The organism is Edaphobacter bradus (genome assembly GCF_025685645.1).
In the GTDB taxonomy this organism is placed as follows: Bacteria; Acidobacteriota; Terriglobia; order Terriglobales; family Acidobacteriaceae; genus Edaphobacter; species Edaphobacter bradus.
The window spans coordinates 30,702-53,710 of sequence record NZ_JAGSYF010000006.1 but is presented as its reverse complement, the minus strand read 5'-3'; the positions used below and the strand labels follow the sequence as shown (position 1 = coordinate 53,710).

Annotated in this window: 16 protein-coding genes; 9 read left to right on the top strand and 7 right to left on the bottom strand. The window is 54.9% G+C overall.

All coding sequences use genetic code 11. The annotated features are described in order from the left end of the window. Positions 1-44: 44 nt before the first annotated feature. From OHL16_RS18820 to OHL16_RS18780, 9 genes are all read left to right on the top strand, one after another. On the top strand, positions 45-551 hold the full coding sequence (locus OHL16_RS18820) for a cupin domain-containing protein (protein ID WP_263368748.1): 507 nt from the start codon (positions 45-47) through the stop codon (positions 549-551). Between the two features lie 179 nt (positions 552-730). Then, the gene (locus tag OHL16_RS18815) at positions 731-2,017 is read left to right on the top strand and encodes a radical SAM protein (protein ID WP_263368747.1); all 1,287 of its coding nucleotides are present in this window, start codon (positions 731-733) and stop codon (positions 2,015-2,017) included. Positions 2,018-2,082: 65 nt separating this feature from the next. Continuing rightward, positions 2,083-3,873, top strand: a complete 1,791-nt coding sequence (locus tag OHL16_RS18810) for a hypothetical protein (RefSeq protein ID WP_263368746.1) — start codon at positions 2,083-2,085, stop codon at positions 3,871-3,873. 72 nt (positions 3,874-3,945) lie between these two features. Next, on the top strand, positions 3,946-7,614 hold the full coding sequence (locus OHL16_RS18805; protein WP_263368745.1) for a BadF/BadG/BcrA/BcrD ATPase family protein: 3,669 nt from the start codon (positions 3,946-3,948) through the stop codon (positions 7,612-7,614). 68 nt (positions 7,615-7,682) lie between these two features. Continuing rightward, complete coding sequence (locus tag OHL16_RS18800; RefSeq protein WP_263368744.1) at positions 7,683-8,393, top strand: LolA-like protein; 711 nt, start codon at positions 7,683-7,685, stop codon at positions 8,391-8,393. A 134-nt stretch (positions 8,394-8,527) separates the two neighbouring features. Beyond that, positions 8,528-10,237: an NAD-dependent malic enzyme gene (locus OHL16_RS18795; protein WP_263368743.1), complete on the top strand. Its 1,710-nt coding sequence runs from the start codon at positions 8,528-8,530 to the stop codon at positions 10,235-10,237. A 52-nt stretch (positions 10,238-10,289) separates the two neighbouring features. Then, the gene (locus OHL16_RS18790) at positions 10,290-10,454 is read left to right on the top strand and encodes a hypothetical protein (RefSeq protein ID WP_263368742.1); all 165 of its coding nucleotides are present in this window, start codon (positions 10,290-10,292) and stop codon (positions 10,452-10,454) included. Between the two features lie 53 nt (positions 10,455-10,507). After that, the gene (locus tag OHL16_RS18785) at positions 10,508-11,509 is read left to right on the top strand and encodes a nitrilase-related carbon-nitrogen hydrolase (RefSeq protein ID WP_263368741.1); all 1,002 of its coding nucleotides are present in this window, start codon (positions 10,508-10,510) and stop codon (positions 11,507-11,509) included. A gap of 78 nt (positions 11,510-11,587) precedes the next feature. Then, the gene (locus OHL16_RS18780; RefSeq protein ID WP_263368740.1) at positions 11,588-12,268 is read left to right on the top strand and encodes a VOC family protein; all 681 of its coding nucleotides are present in this window, start codon (positions 11,588-11,590) and stop codon (positions 12,266-12,268) included. Between the two features lie 391 nt (positions 12,269-12,659). On the opposite strand, the gene OHL16_RS20420 is transcribed toward OHL16_RS18780, so the two are convergent. The 7 genes from OHL16_RS20420 to OHL16_RS18750 all read right to left on the bottom strand — a co-directional run bounded on the left by OHL16_RS20420 (position 12,660) and on the right by OHL16_RS18750 (position 22,714). After that, on the bottom strand, positions 12,660-12,869 hold the full coding sequence (locus tag OHL16_RS20420) for a recombinase family protein (protein ID WP_396127225.1): 210 nt from the start codon (positions 12,867-12,869) through the stop codon (positions 12,660-12,662). 129 nt (positions 12,870-12,998) lie between these two features. Next, positions 12,999-13,664: a carbohydrate-binding family 9-like protein gene (locus OHL16_RS18775; protein WP_263368739.1), complete on the bottom strand. Its 666-nt coding sequence runs from the start codon at positions 13,662-13,664 to the stop codon at positions 12,999-13,001. Positions 13,665-13,707: 43 nt separating this feature from the next. After that, entirely contained in the window at positions 13,708-15,732 is a 2,025-nt protein-coding gene (locus tag OHL16_RS18770; protein WP_263368738.1) for a beta-N-acetylhexosaminidase, read from the bottom strand. An 87-nt stretch (positions 15,733-15,819) separates the two neighbouring features. Next, complete coding sequence (locus tag OHL16_RS18765) at positions 15,820-17,571, bottom strand: DUF5107 domain-containing protein (RefSeq protein ID WP_263368737.1); 1,752 nt, start codon at positions 17,569-17,571, stop codon at positions 15,820-15,822. Between the two features lie 105 nt (positions 17,572-17,676). After that, complete coding sequence (locus OHL16_RS18760) at positions 17,677-18,870, bottom strand: SIS domain-containing protein (protein WP_263368736.1); 1,194 nt, start codon at positions 18,868-18,870, stop codon at positions 17,677-17,679. 196 nt (positions 18,871-19,066) lie between these two features. Next, positions 19,067-19,828, bottom strand: coding sequence for a transcriptional repressor AgaR (gene agaR, locus OHL16_RS18755; protein WP_263368735.1), 762 nt, complete (start codon positions 19,826-19,828; stop codon positions 19,067-19,069). Positions 19,829-20,194: 366 nt separating this feature from the next. Further along, a complete protein-coding gene (locus OHL16_RS18750; RefSeq protein ID WP_263368734.1) occupies positions 20,195-22,714 on the bottom strand; it encodes a beta-galactosidase in 2,520 nt (839 codons plus the stop codon). Positions 22,715-23,009: the final 295 nt, after the last annotated feature.

The following is a 23,009-nucleotide window of genomic DNA, read 5'->3' as shown; positions in this document are numbered from 1 at the left end:
GGATGTGATGTAAGGATTATCTACAGCATAGCGTGAGGGCTTCGATGACGGCAGATGAAATTAAGAAAGTACTGGGACTGGAACCGCATCCGCGCGAGGGAGGGTGGTTCAGGCGAACGTATGGCGCTGAAGAGTGGATTGCTGCAGAAGCGCTCGCGGATGGACGCTATCCGGGTAAACGTAGAACGGGAACTGCAATCTACTATCTACTTGAGCCTGGCACCTTCAGCGAGATGCATCGCCTTGGGTCTGATGAGTTGTTTCACTTTTATGCCGGAGACCCCGTCGAGATGCTGCAGCTTTTGCCGAGCGGGGGCGGGCGCACCGTGGCCATCGGCAATAATCTTGCGGCGGGCCAACGGCCGCAGGTCCTGGTGGAGCGAGGGGTCTGGCAGGGATCGCGGCTAGTGCGGGGCGGGCAATGGGCGCTGCTGGGGTGTACCGTGAGTCCGGGCTTTGAGTATGAGGACTACGAATCGGGAGAGCGAGCTTCCCTGAGCAGACAGTGGCCAGAATTTCGCGAGATGATTGCAACCTTGACGCGCCGCTGAATCCTCGGACCATTCGCTGCAGCCGTACATCGGTTGATTTTTATAATCTCAAAACATTTTTTGAGAAAAACTCAGAATGGTTTTGCATGTATGTCCGCTGTGAACATATGGATGGTAAAATCTCACACTAAGAATTTCGTACGGGTGCGAGTCTCCATTGATTCCAACAGGAGGCATAAATGCGTCCAGAACGAGTCATCGAGTCCCCGCCAAGTTTTCGACTTGATGTTCCACTGCATACACTGCTGACCCAGCCTGCTCCAGCGCAGCCCGGTTTGCGACCGGTTGGTGAGCCGCAGGAATTCCCCGATCCTATCTTTCCGCAGCATCCCGAACTGCTTGGACCAATTGACGATTCGGCAGATTGGCGGCCGCCTGAGAATCGCAAGTGGACGCCAGCGCAGATTTACTACGCGATGCAGGGATGGCTTTTCCCGTACATACGTTCCCGTGTAACCGCAGGGGATTTTCACCCGCTCATCGCCTACCTCTTCACTGAGTTCAAGTGCAACCTTGACTGTCACTATTGCTGGGCCTTCGACAACAAGGTCAAAGGCATGACCGAAGACACGGCAAAGCGCTCGATTGACTGGCTGCACAGCACGGGATGCCGGGTGCTCGCATATATGGGTGGGGAGCCGCTGTTGCGGCCCGACTTTATTCATCGAATTACTTACTACGCTGCGAAGAAGAGCTTCTGGATCTATCTGCCGACGAATGCCCGGTTGCTGCGAACCGACGTGATCGACAAGTTGGCGGACGCTGGCATGTCTACCTTCAATATTGCAGTCGATGCCGTCGATCTCAAACTGGGGCTGCCGAAGGCCCTGGTGCCAATTCGCAAGCAATTCGATTATTTGATCCGCAAGCAGTATGGATATGGCTACTCCGTCTTCCTCAATATCAACATCTGCCGCAACAATCTGGATGACGTGAGAGAGCTGACTGAGATCGCGCACAGCTGCGGAGTCGCTACGGATTACCACATTAATGAGTCGCCGCTACTTGAACAGGATGAACACTTCAGGCACGGCGATAACAACGTCACCTACATCACGAAGGATGACTGGCCGGCTGTTGAGGAGACGATCCAGTGGCTCACGGAGAAGCAGGACTCCGGTTATAAGATGGTGAACTCAAACGCGCGCCTTTGGCAGATGGTTGGTTTTATGAAAGGCAATCACTTTCCCTGGAACTGTCGTGCCGGGCAGAACTCAATGATCATTCGCGTTGATGGAACGCTTGCGCCGTGTTTTCCGATGTACACCGCTTCCTACAACTGGGGTGTGGTTGGAGACCACAAGTTTGATACCAAGCAACTCGACCATCAGAAGGAAACCTGCCAGACGCATTGCTTTTCCACGCTGAATCACATCCTTGGCTGGTGTTACAACGACCAGCGCGTCATCAAGTACTTCTTCAAGCAACTCGCACATGGATTCCAGGGGATGAAGGGGCAGATGTAATGGGACGACACTTCTGCCATTCCACGACAAATCGCCGCTCACCACCTTGCTGATAGGAGACGCATATGCCGGCAACCGTAAATGAGATCGTTCAGACTGATTTCGAAGTGGAAATCCAGGCTCGCATTGACGCCGAGCGCGCACGCCTTCGCGCGGAAGCGGGGCTCGCGCGCATGCGTGAGTTCAAGAAGCCAGTAGAACGCACCTTCACAGCGGCGGAGCGGGACCGCGTCACGATCCTCTTTGGCGGGCTCACCTGGAAGCACGAAGAGATGATCAAGGCGGTCTTTCACGGGAGCGGCTATCGCTGTGAGAATATTCCGACTCCGATCGTCGCTGACTTTCAGGCGGGCAAGGAATACGGAAACAACGGACAGTGCAATCCTACCTATTTCACCGTCGGCAATCTGGTGCGTTATCTGCAAAGCCTCGAACAGCAGGGATTGTCCAGGCAGGAGATCATCGATAACTACGTCTTCTTCACCGCAGGATCGTGCGGCCCGTGCCGCTTTGGCATGTATGAGGCAGAGTATCGCTTTGCGCTACAGAATTCTGGCTTTGAGGGCTTCCGCGTGCTGCTGTTCCAGCAGACCGATGGCATCAAAGCGGCCAGCGGAGAACCCGGTCTCAAATTTTCTGTCGACTTCGGGATGGGGATGCTCAATGCGCTGAACCTTGGCGATGTGCTGAATGAGTTGGTCTATCAGATTCGTCCCTTCGAGGTGAACAAGGGCGAGACCGATAAGGTTATACAGGAGGCCGCGAAGACCCTGACCGATACATTGCGTGACCGCAAACGCTGGCACATCAGAGATGCCGCTCCTACGTGGGCCAGACCGTATCTTGAAAAGCACAGCAAAATTGAGGGCATCGGTTGCACTCTGGGGAAGATCGCACACAATCTGTACGGCAAGGAGTATGTTGATGCGCTGCACACGTGCCGGGAAAGCATCAACTCCATTCAGGTGGATCGCCTGCGTGTGAAGCCAGTGATTAAGATCACTGGCGAGTTCTGGGCGCAGACCACTGAGGGTGACGGCAACTTCAACATGTTTGCCTTCCTTGAGAAGGAAGGGGCTCAGGTTCTGGTCGAACCGATCGCTACCTGGATCTCTTACATGATGTACGTGGCAAAGGAAGGCGCGAAGGCTCGTGCCGAGGTTGAGGCTCCGTATCGAGATCCTAAGTGGTATGAGGTGAAGAAGCGGCTTTTCAACGACCTTAGGCTCTTCAAGAAGACCGGGGGCCTCACGGTTGGTAGCGGGATGTGGACCTACTTCTATCACCGCACCATCAAGCACATGGGCGGCACCGCGCACCATCTCGTTCCGCAGAAAGAACTGTCACGCCTGGCTCATCCCTTCTATCACCAGCTAGCCCGAGGTGGTGAGGGCTACATGGAGGTTGGCAAGAACGTTTACTACACCGTGAACCATCTCTGCCACATGGTGCTGGCGCTCAAGCCGTTCGGCTGCATGCCTTCTACGCAGTCCGATGGAGTTCAGTCAAGGGTGGTCAATAAATACAAGGACATGATCTTTCTGCCTATCGAGACCTCCGGCGAAGGCGAGGTGAACGCTCACAGTCGCGTGCAGATGGCGCTGGCTGAAGCGAAGGCGAAGGCTCGCGCGGAGTTTCAAAGCGTCCTCGATCAGACCGGAAAATCGCTAGATGATCTGCGGGAGTATGTTGCTGACCATCCACACCTCTCACATGCGTTATACAAGGTCCCACATCGCGAGGGACTTGCCGGTACCGCTGCGCAATTTGCCGCGCACGTCAGCGACCTTATGGACAAGGACAGCGCATATCGTCGCCGGGCCCGTGTTTCCATGGTTGAGCAGAGAGCTGCTTGATGCGGCGGCTCGTGAGAGCAACGGCCTCTATTTTTACCTCGTGCTGACGACCTGTGATTGAGGTGGCGGGCAATGGAAAAATTCCTGGTTGGTCTGGATGTTGGTTCAACGACGGTAAAGTCGATTGTCGTGGACGCGGCGACAGATGCCATCGTATGGCAGGATTATCAGCGGCATGAAACTCGGCAGCCGGAAAAGGTGCTTGAATTTCTGCGCCGCATGGAATCGGAGGCCGGCATCTCTGCGGCAAACACGCGTGTCTTCGTTACGGGGTCCGGTGGCGGTCCGATCGCAGAGATGATCGGTGCAAAGTTCGTGCAGGAAGTCCACGCCGTCTCACTTGCGGTGGAGAAACTTCACCCGGAGGTCTACTCTGTCATCGAGCTTGGCGGGCAGGACGCGAAGATCATCGTCTTCAAAGATGACGAGGAGACGGGACGCAAGAAAAAGATTCCTTCGATGAATGACAAGTGCGCGGGCGGAACAGGCGCCGTTATCGACAAGATCAATGCGAAGCTGAAGATACCTGTATCGGAACTGGCCAACCAGGGGTATCACGGCGTCAAGCTGCACAAGGTGGCAGGGAAGTGCGGGGTCTTTGCTGAAACAGATATCAATAGCCTCCAGAAGACCGGCACGCCCTCGCATGAATTGATGGCCTCGCTGTTTGAGGCGATTGTGCTGCAGAATCTCAGCGTGCTTACTCGGGGTAATACGTTGCGTCCGCACGTGCTCTTGCTCGGCGGCCCCAACTCGTTCATTCGTGGCATGAAAGAGGCTTGGCAGGCGAACATTCCTCGCATGTGGAAGGAGCGCAAGGTCGAGGTTCCCGAGGGCATGACGCCTGAAGACTTGATCAAGGTTCCCGAGAACGCTCAGTACTTCGCAGCACTCGGTTCGGTGGAGTTCGGCAAGGACGAAGAACCTGCGATCGGCCGTTATCTGGGAACGGAGAAGCTGCAGTACTACATCGACTACGGCAGAGCGGAAGAGAAAGCCGCGTCGGGTACCAAGGGGTTGGTCGCGGATGCCGCCGAACTCGACGACTTCAAATCCGCTTACCGCCGTGCGAAGTTCGTGCCCGTGAGTTTCACCCCTCAGCAGGTCGTTTCCGGCTTCATCGGCGTTGATGGAGGGTCAACTTCTACCAAGGCAGTCCTGTTGGGTATGGAGGGCGAGATTCTCTGCAAGAGTTATCAACTCTCGGGCGGCAATCCGATTGAGGATACGATTCAAATGTTCGAGAAGTTGCGCGAGCAGGTAGAGAGCAAGGGCGCAACGATGGAGGTGCTCGGCGTCGGGACAACAGGCTATGCCAAGGACATTCTCAAGGATGTGCTGCATGCCGACGTCGCCCTTGTTGAGACGGTGGCGCACACTGAGTCGGCGCTGAAGTTCTATGACGACCCACACGTCATTATCGACGTGGGCGGACAGGACATTAAGCTGATTGTGCTCAAAGATGGCCGCGTGAAGGACTTCAAGCTCAACACGCAGTGCTCCGCAGGCAACGGATATTTTCTCCAATCCACGGCGGAAGGCTTTGGCATGAAGGTTGAGGAGTTCGCGGACATCGCCTTCTCTGCGAAGTCGATGCCGTCCTTCGGCTACGGCTGCGCAGTCTTCATGCAATCCGACATTGTGAACTTCCAGCGCCAGGGATGGCGTTCGGAAGAGATTCTCGCCGGACTTGCAGACGTGCTGCCCAAGAACGTCTTCCTCTATGTTGCCAGCATTCCCAATCTCGCAACTCTCGGCTCACGCTTCGTGTTGCAGGGTGGCACGCAGAACAACATGGCGGTGGTGAAGGCGGAGGTGGACTTCATCAAGTCCAGCTTCCGCGCTAACGGCAAGGAGCCTGAGATCATCGTGCACGAGCATTGCGGCGAATCGGGAGCGATTGGCGCCGCGCAGGAGGCCTTGCGCCTATGGAAGAACGGCAAGCGAACGACCTTCATCGGCCTTGAGGCAGTGCGGAACATTCGCTATCGCACGACGCGCAACGAAGACACACGATGCTATTTCTGCAAGAACAACTGTCTGCGCACCTTCATAGACGTTGATGTGAACGGAGGTGAGGCTCATGAGGACCACTCCGCCACTCCTGAGGAGATCACGACGGCTTCGACTCTGCCAAGTCTGGAACAGATTCAGGCGAACGCTCCTGCTGCCGAAGGGCACGGCTCATCCTGCAGCACTGGCGGAGGTTGCGGTACGTCTTCTCCCTTCAAGGCCAAGGTGGAGCCGCTGGTGCAGATCCAGCTCGCTCCGGGATCGAGTAAGGTGGTCGAGCTGCCAAAGCCCGTCAACTTCCAGCCACGCAAGACCAAAGTCCCGCTGCGTGTTGGAGAGCAGAGGCTCATCATTGCGACCTGCGAGAAGGGAGCAGTGGAAGACCTGGATGATATGAAGGACATCAAGGCCGACATCGACAAGATCAAAGAGGCTAATCCGAACTTCGTCGACATAGCGGCGCGCGATGTCTTCCGCCACCGTCAGGTAGAAGACGTGGCCGATGCCGTTCCGGGGACAAAAGGTCTCTTCGTGTCGAAGAATGTGAGAGAGCGCGCTGCGTTGATGGAGCGACGCAAGGATTTCCGCGTAGGGATTCCTCGCCTGCTGAACACCTATACCTATGCTCCGTTCTTCAATGCATATTTTGCAAGTCTGGGCATCAAGGCAGAGAACATCCTGTACTCCGACTACACCACTCCGGAGCTTTACCGCGCTGGTGCAAGCCGTGGCGCCATCGATCCGTGCTATCCCTCAAAGATTGGTATCGCACACGTTTACAATCTGCTGGCTACGAAGCACAACAAGAAGCCGCTCAACGCCGTGTGGTTTCCGATGTACGACATCCTGCACACGCCACTTGTAAACCTGACTGGATCGAATGCCTGCCCTACCGTGACCGCGACCCCCGAAGTGGTGAAAGCAGCGTTCACCAAGGAGAGCGACATCTTTACGGAGAATGGGATCACCTACCTCGATCCGATCCTGAACCTGCAGGACCAGAAGATCTGTGCCGACCAGATGTATAAGGCGTGGACGCCGCTGCTTGGGCTCTCCCGCGAGGAGAACGATCGAGCCATTTCCGCCGGATTCAAGGCGCTCTTCGAATGCGAGGGTGAGATTCGTCGTCAGGCGCGGGAGACGCTAGATCAGCTTGAGCGTGAGGACCGCATCGGTATCGTCATGCTGGGCCGCGTCTATCACCACGACCCAGGCCTGAATCACGAGATCATGGAGGAGTTCCAGAAGCTCGGCTATCCGGTCTTTTCGCAAAGCACATTGCCGCTCGATGAGGATCTGCTCGACCGACTCTTTGGCGATGAAGTGCGTGCCGGCCTTATCACGCATCCTCTCGATATCAGCGACGTCTGGAAGAACCGTTACTCGACCAGCACCAACCATAAGGTCTGGGCGGCGAAATTTACAGCGCGACATCCTAATCTTGTCGCTCTTGAGGTCTCCAGTTTCAAGTGTGGGCACGATGCCCCGATTTACGGAGTGATCGAAGGCATCATTGAGGAGTCGGGAACACCGTATTTCTCCTTCAAGGACCTCGATGAGAACAAACCTTCCGGTTCTATCCGCATTCGTGTGGAGACGATCGATTATTTTCTAAGGCGCTACCGCGAGGACATCATCCGGCGGCGTAAAGTCGAAGCTGACATCGAAGCGAAGCTCGCAGAGTATGCACTACAACTCGAATCTGAACGACTAGCAGCAGCTTATTAACTTCCGTCGTCCTTTGCATTGGCATGGTGTCTTGCGCGGAGGTCTCTATGATTTTCCGGTGCGCTTGCATGGCTAGCCTCGTGGTGGCGCTGGCAAGAGCCCAGAATGCCGCCCCTGTTCCGTCGGCCAATGAAATAGCCGATCGCGTGGAGAGGATGAATGAGCAGAGAGCACTGACGCAACCGGGCTATGTCTGCGAGCGCATCTACACGCTCGATTATGAGGGATTCCCAGAGTCAAAGCATGCAGAGATGAGAGTGCGTGCCCAGCAGGATGGGGCCAGGAAAGAGCTGACAATCATGTCGGAGACTGGATCTAGCCCGCTTCGCTTACGAGTTCTCCACAAGATAGTCAATACGGAGCGCGAGGCGACGAAAGGGACCCTTCATGAAGGGTCTCGGCTCACGCGCAAGAACTATGACTTCGCCATGGTTGGTACGGAGTCCTCGCAGCGCGGGGCTGTCTATGTGCTCGACGTCAAGCCGCGGGTTGAAAGCATGGTTGCATGGGTAGGACGAATCTGGGTCGATGGCACGGACTATGCCGTGACACGCGCCGAAGGGCATCCGGCAAAGATGCCGTCCTGGTGGACGACACACTCCGACTTCATTGCAACATATCAAAGGCTAAACGGCATTTGGTTGCCGGAACGGAATGTCTCCGATACACAGGTACGCTTTGGGGGCCATGCCCATCTTGTTATCGACTATAAGGATTGCCACTCATCCGGAGCGTTGCAATCCAGTGACCTGCACCAAGCCTCTGTGGGCGCTCCATGAGTCTGCACTGAGAGAGCGGCGCAAGAACGGCCAAGGATCTCGGTGCGAGCCGCGCATAATACACGCCGACGAATTCATCGACCTATCGAAGAGCAATTTAATGCGTTGATGAAGAGAACCGTGATTGCGGAGGGATGAAAATGAACGCGCAATTGCAAAAATCAGCTGATCAACAAACCCTTCAATTGTCTCTCGCGGGGTTCAACCTGATCAATTCTCCTCGCCTCAACAAAGGAACAGCCTTCTCCGATCACGAACGCGATGTGTTTGACCTGCACGGCTTGCTGCCACCGCATGTGGGAAGCCTTGATGAACAGCTTCAGCGTAGGATGCAAGCGCTCGCGGCCCAGTCGACTCCTTTCAATAAATACAGTTTTCTCCGCGATCTGCAGGATACGAACGAAACGCTGTTTTACGCTCTACTTGTTCGCAATGTTGAACAGATGCTACCCCTGGTATACACACCAACTGTCGGAGAAGGCTGCCAGCGATTCAGCGAAATATGGAGAAAGCCACGGGGTCTGTTTCTCAGCTATCCAAATAAGGACCGGATCAATCAGATCCTTCGCCATTCCCGCTATGACGACGTGAAATGCATCGTGGTCAGTGATGGCGAACGGATTCTGGGACTTGGTGATCAGGGTGCCGGAGGTATGGGCATCCCCATCGGCAAGATGGCGCTTTATACCGCGCTCGGAGGGATTCATCCGGAGCACTGCCTTCCGATCCTGCTCGACGTCGGTACAGACAATGAGGAGCGGCTCAAAGATCCACTCTATATCGGATGGCGGAACAAGCGTGTACGCGGCCAGGAATACGACGACTTCGTCGAAGCGTTTGTCTCAGCAGTGAAATTGCGCTGGCCACACGTGCTGTTGCAATGGGAAGACTTTGCTGGTTCGAATGCCGCTCGATTTCTGGCACGCTACAGGAACAAGTTATGCACGTTCAACGACGATATTCAGGGTACCGCAGCTATCACAACTACAACACTCATCTCAGCAATCAATGTAACGGGCATTCCACTGGAGCAGCAAAAGATCGCCGTCGTTGGCTTTGGAAGTGCGGGTCTAGGCATCACCAACCTGTTGGCGCAATTCATTGAGGACCGAGGCGTTTCGAAAGAGGAAGCACGCGCTCGCTTCTACGCCATTGATCGCTACGGCCTGATTACTGAAAGTCGTCAGAATGTTGAGGCGGAGCAGCTACCCTATGCGCGCAAAGAACAAGAAGTGCAGGGGTGGAGACAACCGAACGGAGAGATCACGCTGATGGAGGTGGTTCGCAATGCGAAGCCTACGGTCCTCATTGGAGTGTCTGGTCAGGGGGGAGCCTTCACCGAGCAAGCAGTACGCGAAATGGCGAAGCACACCACTCGGCCCGTCATCTTTCCGCTTTCGAACCCCACTTCGCGTAGCGAAGCCACTCCCCAGAATCTGATGGACTGGACGGAAGGACGGGCGCTCGTCGGCACAGGCAGTCCGTTTGAACCCGTGAATCTTGGCGGGAAGAAAGTTCATATCGCCCAGACCAATAACTCCTACATATTCCCTGGGCTCGCTCTTGGAATCATTGCCTCCAAAGCTCGATACGTCACCGATACGATGGTGAAGGCCGCAGCTACGGAATTGATACGTCACTTACCCACGCAGAAAGACAAACAGGCGAGCCTCCTTCCGCCGATCTCGGAAGCGCGTCAACTCGGTCGCGTGATCGGACAGGCGGTGGGGAGACAGGCAATTCAAGATGGACAGGCGCAGGTTACTGACGAAAGTTCCTTGAATCGCGAACTTGAAGCAAATATTTGGGACCCTGGATACGTTCCGTACGAACGCAAACAATAAGTTCCAAATCAAAACGAAACGCAGCAGCCTTTACGTCAACCCGCAGGACGAGGTGAAATTGGGCTACCTCGCGACGATGGCCGATCTGCACCGCGCGGGACGCTACGACCGGATGTCGGACGACGTCCTCACGCTCACGGGGCAAGAGCCGCTGAGCGTGCAGGAGTTCGTCAGGAAGAATGCGGCGACATTCACCGCGCCGGCAAAAGCGGCCTGAGTGTCTAAGGTCTAACCTCGAAATGCTATTTCCATAACCAAAGGAGATTGCAAATGAAAATTGTTAAAGCAAGTGCGGTCCAAATTAGTCCCGTCCTCTATAGTCGCGAGGGGACGGTCGAAAGGGTTGTTCGGAAGATTCATGAGCTTGGGCAGCAGGGGGTGCAGTTCGCCACGTTCCCGGAGACTGTGGTGCCCTACTATCCTTACTTTTCGATCGTGCAGTCCGGTTATCAAATCCTTCGCGGCGGTGAACTCCTGAAGCTGCTTGACCAGTCAGTGACGGTGCCATCTCTTGCCACCGAAGCGATCGGCGAGGCCTGCAGGCAGGCGGGCGTCGTTGTCTCCATTGGCGTCAACGAGCGTGACGGCGGAACTATCTACAACACGCAGCTTCTCTTTGATGCCGACGGCACGTTGATTCAAAGACGACGCAAGATCACGCCCACCCATTACGAGCGCATTGTCTGGGGCCAGGGCGATGGCTCAGGTCTGCGGGCTGTTGACAGCAAGGTCGCACGCATTGGTCAACTGGCGTGTTTTGAGCACTACAACCCTCTCGCACGGTACGCGATGATGGCCGATGGCGAGCAGATCCACTCTGCGATGTTCCCCGGCTCCATGTTCGGCGATGGGTTTGCGGAGAGGGCGGAGATCGCGGTCAGGCAGCATGCACTGGAGTCTGGGTGCTTTGTCGTTTGCGCCACAGCCTGGCTGGATGCTGACCAGCAGGCTCAAATTGCCGCGGACACGGGCATCGCCGATCTCGGCCCGATCTCCGGCGGTTGCTTCACTGCGATCATCGCACCTGATGGGAGCATACTGGGTCAACCCATCCGCTCGGGCGAAGGTGAAGTCACCGTCGACCTCGATTTCACGCTGATCGACAAGCGGAAGCATGTGGTGGACTCGAGAGGTCACTACAGCCGGCCGGAATTGCTTAGCCTGCTGATCGACCGTACTCCCACCGCGCACGTTCACGACCGCGCTACGCACCACAGGTCAGACCCAAAAGGGGCCCGGACGATCTTGTCACAGGGGCTGCCCAACCCATAAGAGGTGGAGGAACTTAGTCGGATGTGATCTTCGCCAAAGCTAGCTAACTGTTCACAGAGCAGCATAGGAGGAAACAACATGGCAAATGAAGTCCAGAGTAACGTCGCGACCAACGTCCCGAAAGCCGACATGAAGTTCGAGATCGTCGTCATCCCCGTCTCGGATGTAGACCGCGCGAAGGAGTTCTACGGGAGGCTCGGGTGGCGGCTCGACGCCGACATCGTCGCCGGTGATGACTTCCGCGTGATCCAGTTCACGCCGCCTGGCTCCGGATGCTCGGTCATCTTCGGTAAGAACGTCACCGCGGCACCACCCGGCTCCGCCCAAGGCCTGTACCTTATCGTCTCCGACATCGAGGCCGCCCACAAAGAGTTGCTCCGGCGCGGAGTCGAGGTCAGCGAGGTATTCCACGGTGCCGCCGTCGGATACGGTGGCACAGACGAGCCCTACCTGTTCGGGCGGATCCGGGTCAGCGGTCCGGATCCCGAGCATCGCAGCTACCGCTCGTTCGCCTCGTTCCGTGATCCGGACGGCAACGGCTGGCTGTTCCAGGAGGTCACGACGCGGCTGCCCGGTCGCATCGACCCCGCGACGACGAGCTTCGCGTCGGCAAACGATCTCGCGAGTGCGCTTCGGCGTGCGGCGGCGGCTCACGGCGAGCACGAGAAGCGCACCGGAGGGCAGCGCGACGAGAACTGGACGGACTGGTACGCCGAGTACATGGTGCGCGAGCAGGCCGGCAAAGAACTGCTGCAATGAACGTTACTGTTGTTAGCGTTTTACGAGGGTGGCTTGACCGAGGTGACAAGCCAGGTGTGTCGTCCGGCCCAGCAGCATCGCGTAAAGCTGGGGAGAATTTGGAGGCTCGGGTCGGGATCGAACCGACGCATAAAGGTTTTGCGGACCTACTGGACGGGTTTGTGGGTTTTTGTTGATTGCTGTAAGTTCTTGCCAAATCAGTGAGTTAGCAAAATGGCACCCAAGTGCATACAAGCCCTTCCATGCAGGTACTCCCCACAAAAGTCCCCACAGTGATTCTCCGTAAGAGACCGGTCCAAGTGGCTTGCTCTCAGTTGTCCATGAGCGAGAATCCGATTTTTCGCCAACCAGACCAGTACGCGCGCGAGGGGGAATGGTCACGGTCCGGCACTTATGTCAGGATGCGCCGAACTTGTACGGCTGCCCAGGAGCCACCACGTGCGGCGGTGATGCCCCTCTCGTTTAGAGCGTTTGCGATTTGCTGTGGTGTGGTGCAGCCCGTGGCTTGAAGGTCAGCGATCACCGGTAAGAGGTCATCCCTCCGCTTGGCTACGGACGCGCTCCGAACGGCGGCGCTGGCAGCGTTACCTTTGCGCGCCATGTGACTCATGCGGTCCAGACTGCCACGCTGCCCACCTAGCTCCACTCCGCGCGCTATATGAACCGACTCATCCGACTGAGTTGAGACGATCATACCGAATGCCCAGCAGCCGAAAAGGAATCAAGTCCGCTAAACGAAGCGTAAACTGCCAAAAGCACTCGGCACGTGAAAGTTCGGTGTCGGCGCGTGTGTTGGTTGCCAGGCGTGGTATGCCCGCGGCTCCGCAATTCCTTCCACACGGAAAAAGTTAACAAACCAAACCAAACTGGGATCGAACTTGGACGTTAAGCATGGCATCGGGATTGCAAGTTCCGCAGCCCATCTACGTTTCTGGGCATTCACACTCACCGAGCGATTCAGGTTGCTGTTCAAGTCCCGAACGACACCAAACGCCACATCAAGATCAAGCCATAGACCATTCGGAGCAATCTCAAATTCCTTGTAACAAGAAAGCTGTGATCTGTCGGGCTGTAAGAACACTTCGGCAACATCACGTTCCCACAGGCGATTACGTCTCCCATTGGGTTCGGCGTCCTTGAACATGTGCAACTCACGATATCGGCAAACAAATCGCACATACAACATCTCAAGCGACCAGAGGACACTTACGGATGTCTGACGTTCCATGTCCGAATGCATCCCCTGCCAGTCAGAGCAGAAGGTCACAGGTGTTGCGTTGTGCCATTCGCTGGCGGGCGCTGCGGCGTTGAGTCGCAGGTCGCTCGTCACTCGAGTGGCCACAATTTCGGCCGCTGATCGTCTATGTTGATCGTTACTTGAATCGATTTCTTGCATGAAACGGGAGATGGCCCATTATCAAAGTGGTGCCCCTAAAGTCTCAGTTAATCCTGGTTGCCTCGACAAGCAACTCCACCGACGGCGCTACCATTAGCAGCAACACTGCCTGCGGTTTTGCGGATGATTTTAGAAATTCAATATTTCGCTGCCTCACGTCGGAACTGACGAGACGCTTTTCCTTTAGATCATCCAAAGCCTTGAGTCCGATCTCCGCAACCTGAGACAGGTTACGCGAAACCGGCGCGAGGTCTTCGGTTAGGAAGGATCGAGCCAGCAATGGTTGAAGCTTTGCGTCGTTGTCCCGCCACAGTACCAGGCAGTCGCGAGCCTGTCGCCACTCCTCGGAAGTTGCCGTTCCTGAAGCAATTCGTTTTGCGATGACGTTAAATTCACGCGCAGTTTCGCTTTCTGGCGGTATTGCATCATCCAGACGGTTGATCGGCGTGAAGTCAGTGAAAGTTCGCAGCTGCTGGCGCTCGTAAATTCTCGGAGGTTGTACCACAGAAGCAAGTATCCTGAGCGCAACCGGGTCCGGATCTCCGGTCATGCGTTGCAACATCTCATCGGTGATGAGTCGGTGACGCAGGCCGTAATATTCGAGTTTCTCCGAGACGAGGGAGAGCCGCTTATACATCGAATCAACATCGCGTACCTCCTGAGGCGACCACAAACGTTCTGCGATCGCCGCAGTACGCGGCCATATGCGATTGTCCATATTTTCATGGGAAACAATGTCGGTCCACATAGTGGCTTCGCCACCGAGGACGCGCGCTTTCTCATCGGGTGTAAGCGTCAATGAATTGTCGCCCAACGGATCGACCAGGTAATGCTCCGCCGCTGATTGGTTCAAATCGATGTAGTAGCCAGAAGAGAGAATACCTCGGTTGCCTTTATGGGCGGCGTCAGCAAGCGATTTAGGTCCTCGCCAGGAATGAATGACGACCTCTTTAGGCGTGTCGGGACGAAGTACTTCGTCCCATCCCATCATGATTTTCTTGCGCCCCGCGACTATCTTCTGGACTCTGGCAGTAAAAATAGCCTGTAGAGCCGCACCATCTTTAATCGAGTGCGACTGCATGAACTCGTGAATGCGCAGGTTGCCTTCCCACTCCCTAAAATCACATTCGTCTCCACCGGTGTGAAAGTAAGTATCGGGGAAGAGGGTTGCCATTTCACCTATAAATACCGCGAGGAACTTATACGTGCTTTCGCGTGAGGGGTCTATTGCCGAACTGTTCTTGGGATCTTGACCACTGGAAAGCTCTGGATAGCCCAAAAACCATGAGGCGGTGTGGCAGGGCATATCAAATTCTGGAACTACGCGGATGCCACGATCACGTGCATACTCGATCACTTCCCGAACTTCATCCTGGGAGTAATAGAAGCCGCCCGAACCCTTCTGCTGCAGCAGCGGGTATCTCTTGCTCTCGATATGGAAGCCTTGGTTGTCGACAAAACGCCAATGGAAAACATTGAGTTTCACGGCTTCCATTCCGTCCAAATTGCGCTTCACATCCGGAATCGGCACAAACCGATGCCCGGAGTCGATCAGCAGTCCACGCCAAGGGAAGCGCGGCTTGTCGTCGATCACCACGACAGGAACGCTGAAACCTTTGGGCGTGACTCTCACCAGTTGGAGAAATGTCTGGAGCCCGCGAAGCACGCCTAATGGATTTGCAGCCGTCAACTGAACGTTCGTCGTTGAGATCTTCAGGTGGTAGGACTCATTTTCACCCAGTTGCTGAATCGACGCACTCGGTCCCGCCACTTTAATTATGAAGTGAGGATCGTTGATCACGGCTTCCCGCCAAAGCGGGATCCCAGTCTCTCGTGAAAGCGTATCCAAGAATCGCTGCCGGGCTCGCTCTAGACGAGGTTCCTTATATCCCTGGAGAGCAACGCCAAAATTCCCGTTGATGAGGAACTCACCTTCGCCCCGCTCGACGTGCGCCGGCAGCGGCATAATCGGCAGAGAATCTACTTGTTGCGCGCGTACGTGAAAGGGAAGCGTGCAAAAGACAAGAGAAAGGGTTACCAAAACTGCTAGACGCGAATTTGACAACATTCGATCTCCAGAAGAAATAGATTAGCCTGCGCCGTTCTCATAATACTTCTCACAAATATTGCGATTTTGAATTCAGCAAACGCCAAATCATCTTTGCTGGACCTCTGGGTGTTCGCGATAAGCTCCAAACTCAGCCAGATCGTCCTCTCCTAACCACGAAGGGTATTCAATCGTATGCAAGTCAAGAGTCGTTGCGATTTGTTTCCATAATCGAATTCGCTCGTATCGCTGGTGTACCAATTGGAATCGGGTGCTCCGGAGTAGATTGAGAGCAGCTTGCGCGTCTCCGGAGTCAACCAACCAGCTGGCTCGCCGTTCGGCCAGCCATTCATCGTCAAGAGCCGAGACGGCTTTTAGCCAGCGCCCGCGTTCATCGAGAGTTTCCTTGCTCAATGCAGCGAGTGCCCGATCCCGCTCAATCACAACTTGAGGATGAAGTGCGATTGCTTCTGACTTGATCGCTCGAAAGCAATTGGCCGCAGCAATTGGGTCATGTTTGTGCACAAGCCAAAGGCGTCCAGATAATGCGCGTGCGCGATCGTCACAGGACTGCGCCAGAACCTCCAAGGCTCGGTCCGTTTCACCCCGGCCGCAGAGCCACGCACCAAACTGAAACAACCACTTGTTGCGCTGGCTTCCTTCTGTCGATCGAGCGGCCCAGAAAAGCGCATCACCTAAGTCGGCCATTCCACTGATTGCCCAGCGGTTGTTATCGACGTCAGGAGCTTGCGGGATTTGACTCACGTCGCCTGACTTCTTTGCGCGTGTAAGACTCAGCCAGTCGGTGACATCTTCATCCCGCGCCCAACCGAAAATTGGTACCTTATCCATGGTCCTCATCTTTGTTTGCGGAAGGGAAATCTGTCGAATCTCACGCGCTGTGCTGGAAGGAATCCAGTACTCGACGTGGTGTCTCCGTTGGCCTGGTTGCAGGACGTCTTTCACCGACTGATCGACGAGCGGGCCAGCCTGAATCTCCAGGCATTGCTCGCCGTCCAGCGTATACTGACTCACCCATGCCTGGTCTGTTCCGATCCCGTCACTCCACAATTTGATACCGGGCACCTGGGAGGGATCGGCCACGTGATAGAGACCTGCGTTCAAACTTGGAGTAAACACTCCAAAGGCATAGCAATCTGGCTTCTTCCAGAAAAACCCAGTCATCCGATGTACGTCTGACTGCCGTCGCGGACCCTCTTTCTCCCAGTCGATGGTGCGCATTTCGCGAGCGTGACGGAGAACCGGTCCTCCGGGGAAATGAAACTCCGTATCTGGTCGGGCGGGTACGCCTGCATTCGACCAGGACATCCATGGGTGAGGGACAGAATCAGGGTTGAGGAACACCGTGCGCTGAGTGAGAAACGCGTCTTTTTCTCCAAGAGAATATTCGACGGTCCAGTGCATTCCGAAACGGAGCTCTCTCTCCCCACAACAGACATAGATCCTCTCCTGATCGCGCGTTACGTCATACAGAACAGAAGCAGTTTCAACAGGGCTGTGGGAGATTGGGAAGCTCAGTTCAACTCCACCTCCGGTAAAGCATTGTCGAGGTAGAATTCGCACCGGTCTGACGATGGGGGGAAAAAACAGTGTCTCAACAGCGTCCTTTTTTAGAAAAATTGAACAGACACGTCCACCCAGGTCCGGACAGATCTTCACACGGATCTGGTCGTTCTCAATCGAGACCATGCGGTATTTCTTTAAAACTGGCCTCCTGCTGGTTTCGCAGAAGCTCTCATAGGGATAAAACCCGTCGGGGTCGTAGGCTGTGGGGATCGGACCGGTGGGAACAAGGGGATGGGTCAGTAAAACTTCTGTGATCTCCTCGGATTGAAGCATTGTCAGACAGAGCCCTTTATTGGATTTGTTCCGACTATCTCGACCACTGGATGTCAGGTCGATGCGGTTAGGAGGCGTCTTCCACCCGCGACGAACGCCATCGAGTTACCGGTAAATGTTTACGTGCTCAACTACTCGGCTAATCGCACCATTTGGGCTGGGGCAATCTGGTTGCAGGCCCAACTTTAGCGACGAAAACAGTCCCAGGGATTGCGCCAACATGACGTCTAGAGGCGCCCGATATTCGTCGTGCAGATCCGCGCTATCGAGACAGAATGCGTAGTCGGCCAGTGGGCCGAAATCATCGGCGAAATCAGGCGACACCACCACGCGCAGCTTCGCAAGTCCCTTCCTGTGTATCTCCGTGAGAAGGTCCATTTCATATTTCCGACGCCGTCTGTCTTGGGAAAGAAAACTCACGAGCAATGTATTTTCATCCAGGGCTGACATGGGACCGTGCCGAAGCCCCAGGGTCGATTCTGACATCGTCTGAATTTTCCCGGCCGTCAATTCCAATAGCTTCAAAGCAGATTCCTGCGCAACTGCATGCAATACCCCTGAGCCTACAAAGCAAGCCTTTGAAAACTCTTGTTCGACGATTAACGGAGCCGTTTTCTGGATGGCTTTCAGAAATAGCTCGCCTGTTTCCGACAACAAGGAGAGCGATTTTCTGTACTGGGAGAGCGATCCTAGGTGAGCCAAGCATTGGCCGGCGACGACCATATTCGTGTAAGAACTCGTCATGGCGAGACCACGGTCGTTCACCCCTTCATCCAGGGCGACCACAAACGCACGGCCTGGGATCTCGGCGCAGACCTTAGCCATTCGACTTTTCTCGTTGCAGGTGACCAGTAAATGTTGGATCTGGGGATGCTCTTCAATCGCCTCCTCAAGCACAGCCAAGCCTTCGGAACTGTTGCCGGAACGTGAAAATGAAATCCAGAGATAGCGGTGCCCTGAATGAACGAAGTCCTTAAGATTGGTCAACAGATCCGTACTGGGAACCGCCCAGACCTCACATCCCCACTTGCGGCGCAGCAAGTACGTCAGAGCGCGACCGACATAATCCGAGGTGCCCGCGCCGACGAGAAAGACCGTCAGATTTCGTGACAGCTTTCGCAGATCGAGCCCGGAGTCGCTGAGAAAGGATCGTAGTTCGCTTTGCCGCTCCTCGAAAATTTGCAGAGTCCTCCGCCACGAAGCCGGCTGCTGATTGATCTCGTGCGGTGTATACCGTGTCCCTCTGGCTTCCTTTTCTTCCTCTGTCGCATTCAGAAGAGCTTCGAGCGTGTCGATCAAATCGCTTCTCCTTCCCGAAAGCTGGTCGAGCTATCGAAATGATATAGGCAATATAAGAAATATTTAGAAAAAAATAGCAATCAAACGAAATACTGTCAAGCGAGAGCTCAAACAACATGGTTTCGAGTGTTATGAACCAAGTTGGGGCCATGCCGAACGACAATTCGAATTCCCGAGATTCCGATTTAGTCTGGGTTTAAACTACTGTTACTTCAAGCCCGGATCGTTTCAATGCACTTAGGTCCGATTTGGGGATACCTCGATCTGTGATGACGCCATGGAGCGCCGAAGGCGGAGCGATCATCGATAAGCTTCTTTTTCCAAACTTGCTTGAATCGCAAACTGCAACGGCAAGCTTTGAGACGTCCATCATTGCGCGGTTCACTCTGGCTTCCAGAAGGTTCGGAGTGCTGAGGCCATACTGAACATCGAAACCATCAACTCCCAGGAAGAGAATGTCCGCGTTCAGGCGACGAAGGGTATCTTCTGCCAGTGGCCCTACGAGCGAGAAAGAATTCTTTCTTAGATTGCCACCGGTCAAGATCACCTCCAAGTCCGTTCCAGAAAGCTCAGCCGCAATATTGAGCGCGTTGGTGATGATGGTCACATTCTTAACCGGTTTTAGAGCGCGTGCGATGGCAGTGGTCGTGGTGCCCGAGTCCAGGATGACGACCTGTCCCTCGGTTACCATTCTGGCCGCAGCCTCGGCTATCTGAAGTTTTTCCTTGGGATGCAGCTTCTCCTTTTCCCGAAGGCTGGGATCTTCCAGAGCGCTTTCGCGAACCGAGAGTGCTCCCCCATGAGTACGGTGGATTCGCCCTTTCGCGTGGAGAGTATCGAGGTCCTTTCGGATCGTCACCTGGGAGGTTCGGAAGTGCTCGGCCAAGTCCACTACTAGCACGCGGCCGTCGCGGCTTAACAATTCAAGGATCGCTCTTTGCCGTTCTTCGTTCAGCATTTCGGAGTCTAAACGGTTTCCGTTGATCAAGGGTATCCCAAATTTGTTTGCCCTTTACATGTTTTGTTTTATATCGAGTAACTTTCTTTTGTCTATAAGAGGCATCGATTTATTTCGGAACGGCAGCGAAAGAAGGGGAAACCGACCTCCCAGTTCAGAATCCAAGGCAGGAAGCCAGCTTAGCGGACTAATACACCGAGGCGAGCACAGGTTCCATGACCACCTTCAAACGACAATGGATTTTTGTTCTGGTATTCGGTTCTCTCATGGCAGCAGCGCAGGTTCCCTCGCGCTTCAGCCAACTCTGCTGGTTCGGCTTGCACATCAACATCGGCGCTAAAGCCGTGAGCAGGAGGATGGCGTCTGCTAGTGCTCCAGCGTCAGCTCTACCTCATATTCTGGAGATATCTTTACCGATTTCAGTTCTATTGCCTCTGAACGTCCGTCAAACTTCGGCCACGAACTGCGGGGAATGTAGATCGGCGAGTCTTTACGAATAGGGAGGATCTCAAGTCGCAGACCGCGCGACAGCGCCGGCGCAAACCGCTTGAGCCCTATTTCCCACCTCGTGCCGTTAAAAAAGTTATCGGTCAACAATTCTGTTCCTTGGTACAACCGGCCCACATCACCCACGTAGTCGATATCAAGAAAAGCATCGCTTAACCCATCGAGCGCCCCTTTTGGGAACTTCAATTGCCAGACTGCTGCCTTGGCGAAATCAGCATCGTCGGGGACAGTCGCGACGGCGGATCCTCCTCGCCAATCGAAAGGCTTGCCCGTTCTTACAGGGGAGGACGGTTGAGCATCGCGAGTCTTTTCGAGTATCGCGATCACGGCTTTCGATTTAACTGAAACGGTATAGTGCGCAAATGCCCCATCGGTTCCGGTTCTTTTCATCGGCAGACTAGAGGTAAGTCGTTCACTTGTTTTCGGAATTATCGAAAGAGAGAAATCGTGTGTGTTCCTCGAGCGCAGGTAAATGCGGTCACCATCGGCGAATAAATCTGCCGGTGTGATGATCAGGTGCTCGCGACCGCCGAGTAGGATCTTCCACGAATTCCGAGCCTGGGTCTGTGAAAGCAGGATAACCCGAACCAGCTGTCCTGTCGCCGATTGGATGTGGATGGCCACCTGGGTCGACGGTGCGAGTCCATCGACGTACACTCGTTCGCTCTGCTTGGAAACATGACCCTTCGGCGAGTCGAGTTTCAAAATTTCTTGCGAACGAAATACAAACTCTGAATCAATTCCGGGATAGGCGGTGAAAAAGTAATAAATCGCTTTCTCGTCCTTGATTCGCGCGACTGGTTGCGCCGTTGCATACTTCAGGAGAACACCGTCGAGATCCATACCGATGGGCCAGAAAAAAGCTGATTGCGACGGCAATGTGAATGGCTTGCGCGGCGCAGTAATTGTTTCTCCCGGAAGCTTTAGTTCTACTTGTACACCGCTGTGTTCTGGCAAGGGGTGATTCCGGAGATAGTTGTTGAAGAACAGATAAGCGAAGTTACCGTGGGCTCTTGCAACCACCCGAGGTGTTGTTCCGTCCTCGGCGCCGGAAGGAACCACGTTCGATTGGAACGCGCTCATTGGCGCTAGATCGCTTCCGAAATCATGAACGAATTGGTGGACGAGCTTCAACTGGCGGAAGGATTCGTTCATCTGTCCGAATTCACGCAGAGGAGCCTGGAAGTCGTATGACTTGACTGGGAGATCGCTGGAATAGTTCGTCGCCTGCGACTCCTGCAGCGTGCTCAGTTTGCCTCGCGGATTCGTGCCTCCCTGGAACATGTAGTAGCCGAGTAGGTTTACACCCGAACCCAACTGGGTAATCGCAATCGGTGCAACATCATCTCCAGAGATGACCGGCCGTCGATGATAAGCCACCTGCATTCCACCGCCCAACTCTGCCGTGAACCTGGGATAGTGCCGTAAATTGACCTCGTCCGATGAAGCCGAGGTGCCCTGCAAAATTCCGACGTTGCTGGGAGCAGGAGCCACGTGAAACTGGTACACGCCCTCGGGATCAGACGGAAGGTCACCGACTCCGCCAGGCCAGAACTCGTCCGGGTAACCGCCAAAAACAGGGATGACTTCCCGGGGCGGATATACTGCATTGTCCCAACCCGTGACGGTGTAGAGAGGCACTTCTATTCCCGCTTCGATGGCCATCCTTTTAAGTGTTGCGATATGCGCCGCGCCACCCCTCGTTCCGCGGTCCGCATATTCGTTCTCGACTTGGATCCCGATCACAGGACCGCCGTCCTTCCACAACAATCCTCGCAACTGTTGAGCTACTTCGCCGAAATAGAGCCGCACGTAGCCTAAGTAAGTGGGATCATTAACACGAATCGCACCCTTCTTGATCAACCAGTCCGGCAAACCTCCGTTTCGGACTTCGCCGTGAGCCCATGGTCCAATGCGTGGATACACGTAGAGTCCGTGCTTGGCGCAGAGTTCGACGAACCTGCGCAGATCACGTCGGCCCGACCAGTCAAACCTTCCTTCCTCTTCTTCTTGGTGGATCCAAAAAACATATGTGGACACAATTTGGATCCCGCCAGCCTTCATCTTGAGAATCTCTTCTTCCCAATATTGCTGCGGATATCGACTGTAGTGAAACTCGCCCATCACCGGGAGCCAGGGCTTGCCATCGAGGGTTAGATAGCGGCTGTTTACCGAAAGGCGGTGACCAGCGGGCGATTTCTCCAAGGCACTGCTTCCCAGCTGCAGATAGCTGGTTTCGGGCAAAGCCTCAGGACCTCTGGCGTCAATCGTGATTGGCGTGGGAGGACTGGCGGTGGATTGGGTCCAGCCAGCTCGAACCCCAAGATGCAGGACAAAAGGGAGGAGCGTAGACCATTGCGAAATACTTCGAATCTTCATGGTTTCTTACCAATCCCGCTGGACATTTGGAGGTTAATCCGCTTCAAGTGTCGAATATCTAGCAAGTCATTGCTCCTGGATCGCGCGGCACGGCGGGGGGAACTGATAACCGGATCGAGATTAGTATACGTTTACTGTCACCGCTGCGCCTTTAGGGGGAGGGAGCATTAAGACCCATTTCCCGCCTTAGTCCAACACCTTACCTACCCGTAGATCAATTTTTTGCTTGCTACTTAGAATAGATTTTTGTTATGGTGTGCGCGACCATTAAAAGCAAACGTTTACTCAGCTCTAG

What these genes read in the sequence shown, in the direction of transcription:
- OHL16_RS18820 (WP_263368748.1), top strand. Translation starts at nt 45, where the DNA reads ATGACGGCAGATGAAATTAAGAAAGTACTGGGACTGGAACCGCATCCG.
- OHL16_RS18815 (WP_263368747.1), top strand. Translation starts at nt 731, where the DNA reads ATGCGTCCAGAACGAGTCATCGAGTCCCCGCCAAGTTTTCGACTTGAT.
- OHL16_RS18810 (WP_263368746.1), top strand. Translation starts at nt 2,083, where the DNA reads ATGCCGGCAACCGTAAATGAGATCGTTCAGACTGATTTCGAAGTGGAA.
- OHL16_RS18805 (WP_263368745.1), top strand. Translation starts at nt 3,946, where the DNA reads ATGGAAAAATTCCTGGTTGGTCTGGATGTTGGTTCAACGACGGTAAAG.
- OHL16_RS18800 (WP_263368744.1), top strand. Translation starts at nt 7,683, where the DNA reads ATGGCTAGCCTCGTGGTGGCGCTGGCAAGAGCCCAGAATGCCGCCCCT.
- OHL16_RS18795 (WP_263368743.1), top strand. Translation starts at nt 8,528, where the DNA reads ATGAAAATGAACGCGCAATTGCAAAAATCAGCTGATCAACAAACCCTT.
- OHL16_RS18785 (WP_263368741.1), top strand. Translation starts at nt 10,508, where the DNA reads ATGAAAATTGTTAAAGCAAGTGCGGTCCAAATTAGTCCCGTCCTCTAT.
- OHL16_RS18780 (WP_263368740.1), top strand. Translation starts at nt 11,588, where the DNA reads ATGGCAAATGAAGTCCAGAGTAACGTCGCGACCAACGTCCCGAAAGCC.
- OHL16_RS20420 (WP_396127225.1), bottom strand. Translation starts at nt 12,869, where the DNA reads ATGGCGCGCAAAGGTAACGCTGCCAGCGCCGCCGTTCGGAGCGCGTCC.
- OHL16_RS18775 (WP_263368739.1), bottom strand. Translation starts at nt 13,664, where the DNA reads ATGCAAGAAATCGATTCAAGTAACGATCAACATAGACGATCAGCGGCC.
- OHL16_RS18770 (WP_263368738.1), bottom strand. Translation starts at nt 15,732, where the DNA reads ATGTTGTCAAATTCGCGTCTAGCAGTTTTGGTAACCCTTTCTCTTGTC.
- OHL16_RS18765 (WP_263368737.1), bottom strand. Translation starts at nt 17,571, where the DNA reads ATGCTTCAATCCGAGGAGATCACAGAAGTTTTACTGACCCATCCCCTT.
- agaR (WP_263368735.1), bottom strand. Translation starts at nt 19,828, where the DNA reads ATGCTGAACGAAGAACGGCAAAGAGCGATCCTTGAATTGTTAAGCCGC.
- OHL16_RS18750 (WP_263368734.1), bottom strand. Translation starts at nt 22,714, where the DNA reads ATGAAGATTCGAAGTATTTCGCAATGGTCTACGCTCCTCCCTTTTGTC.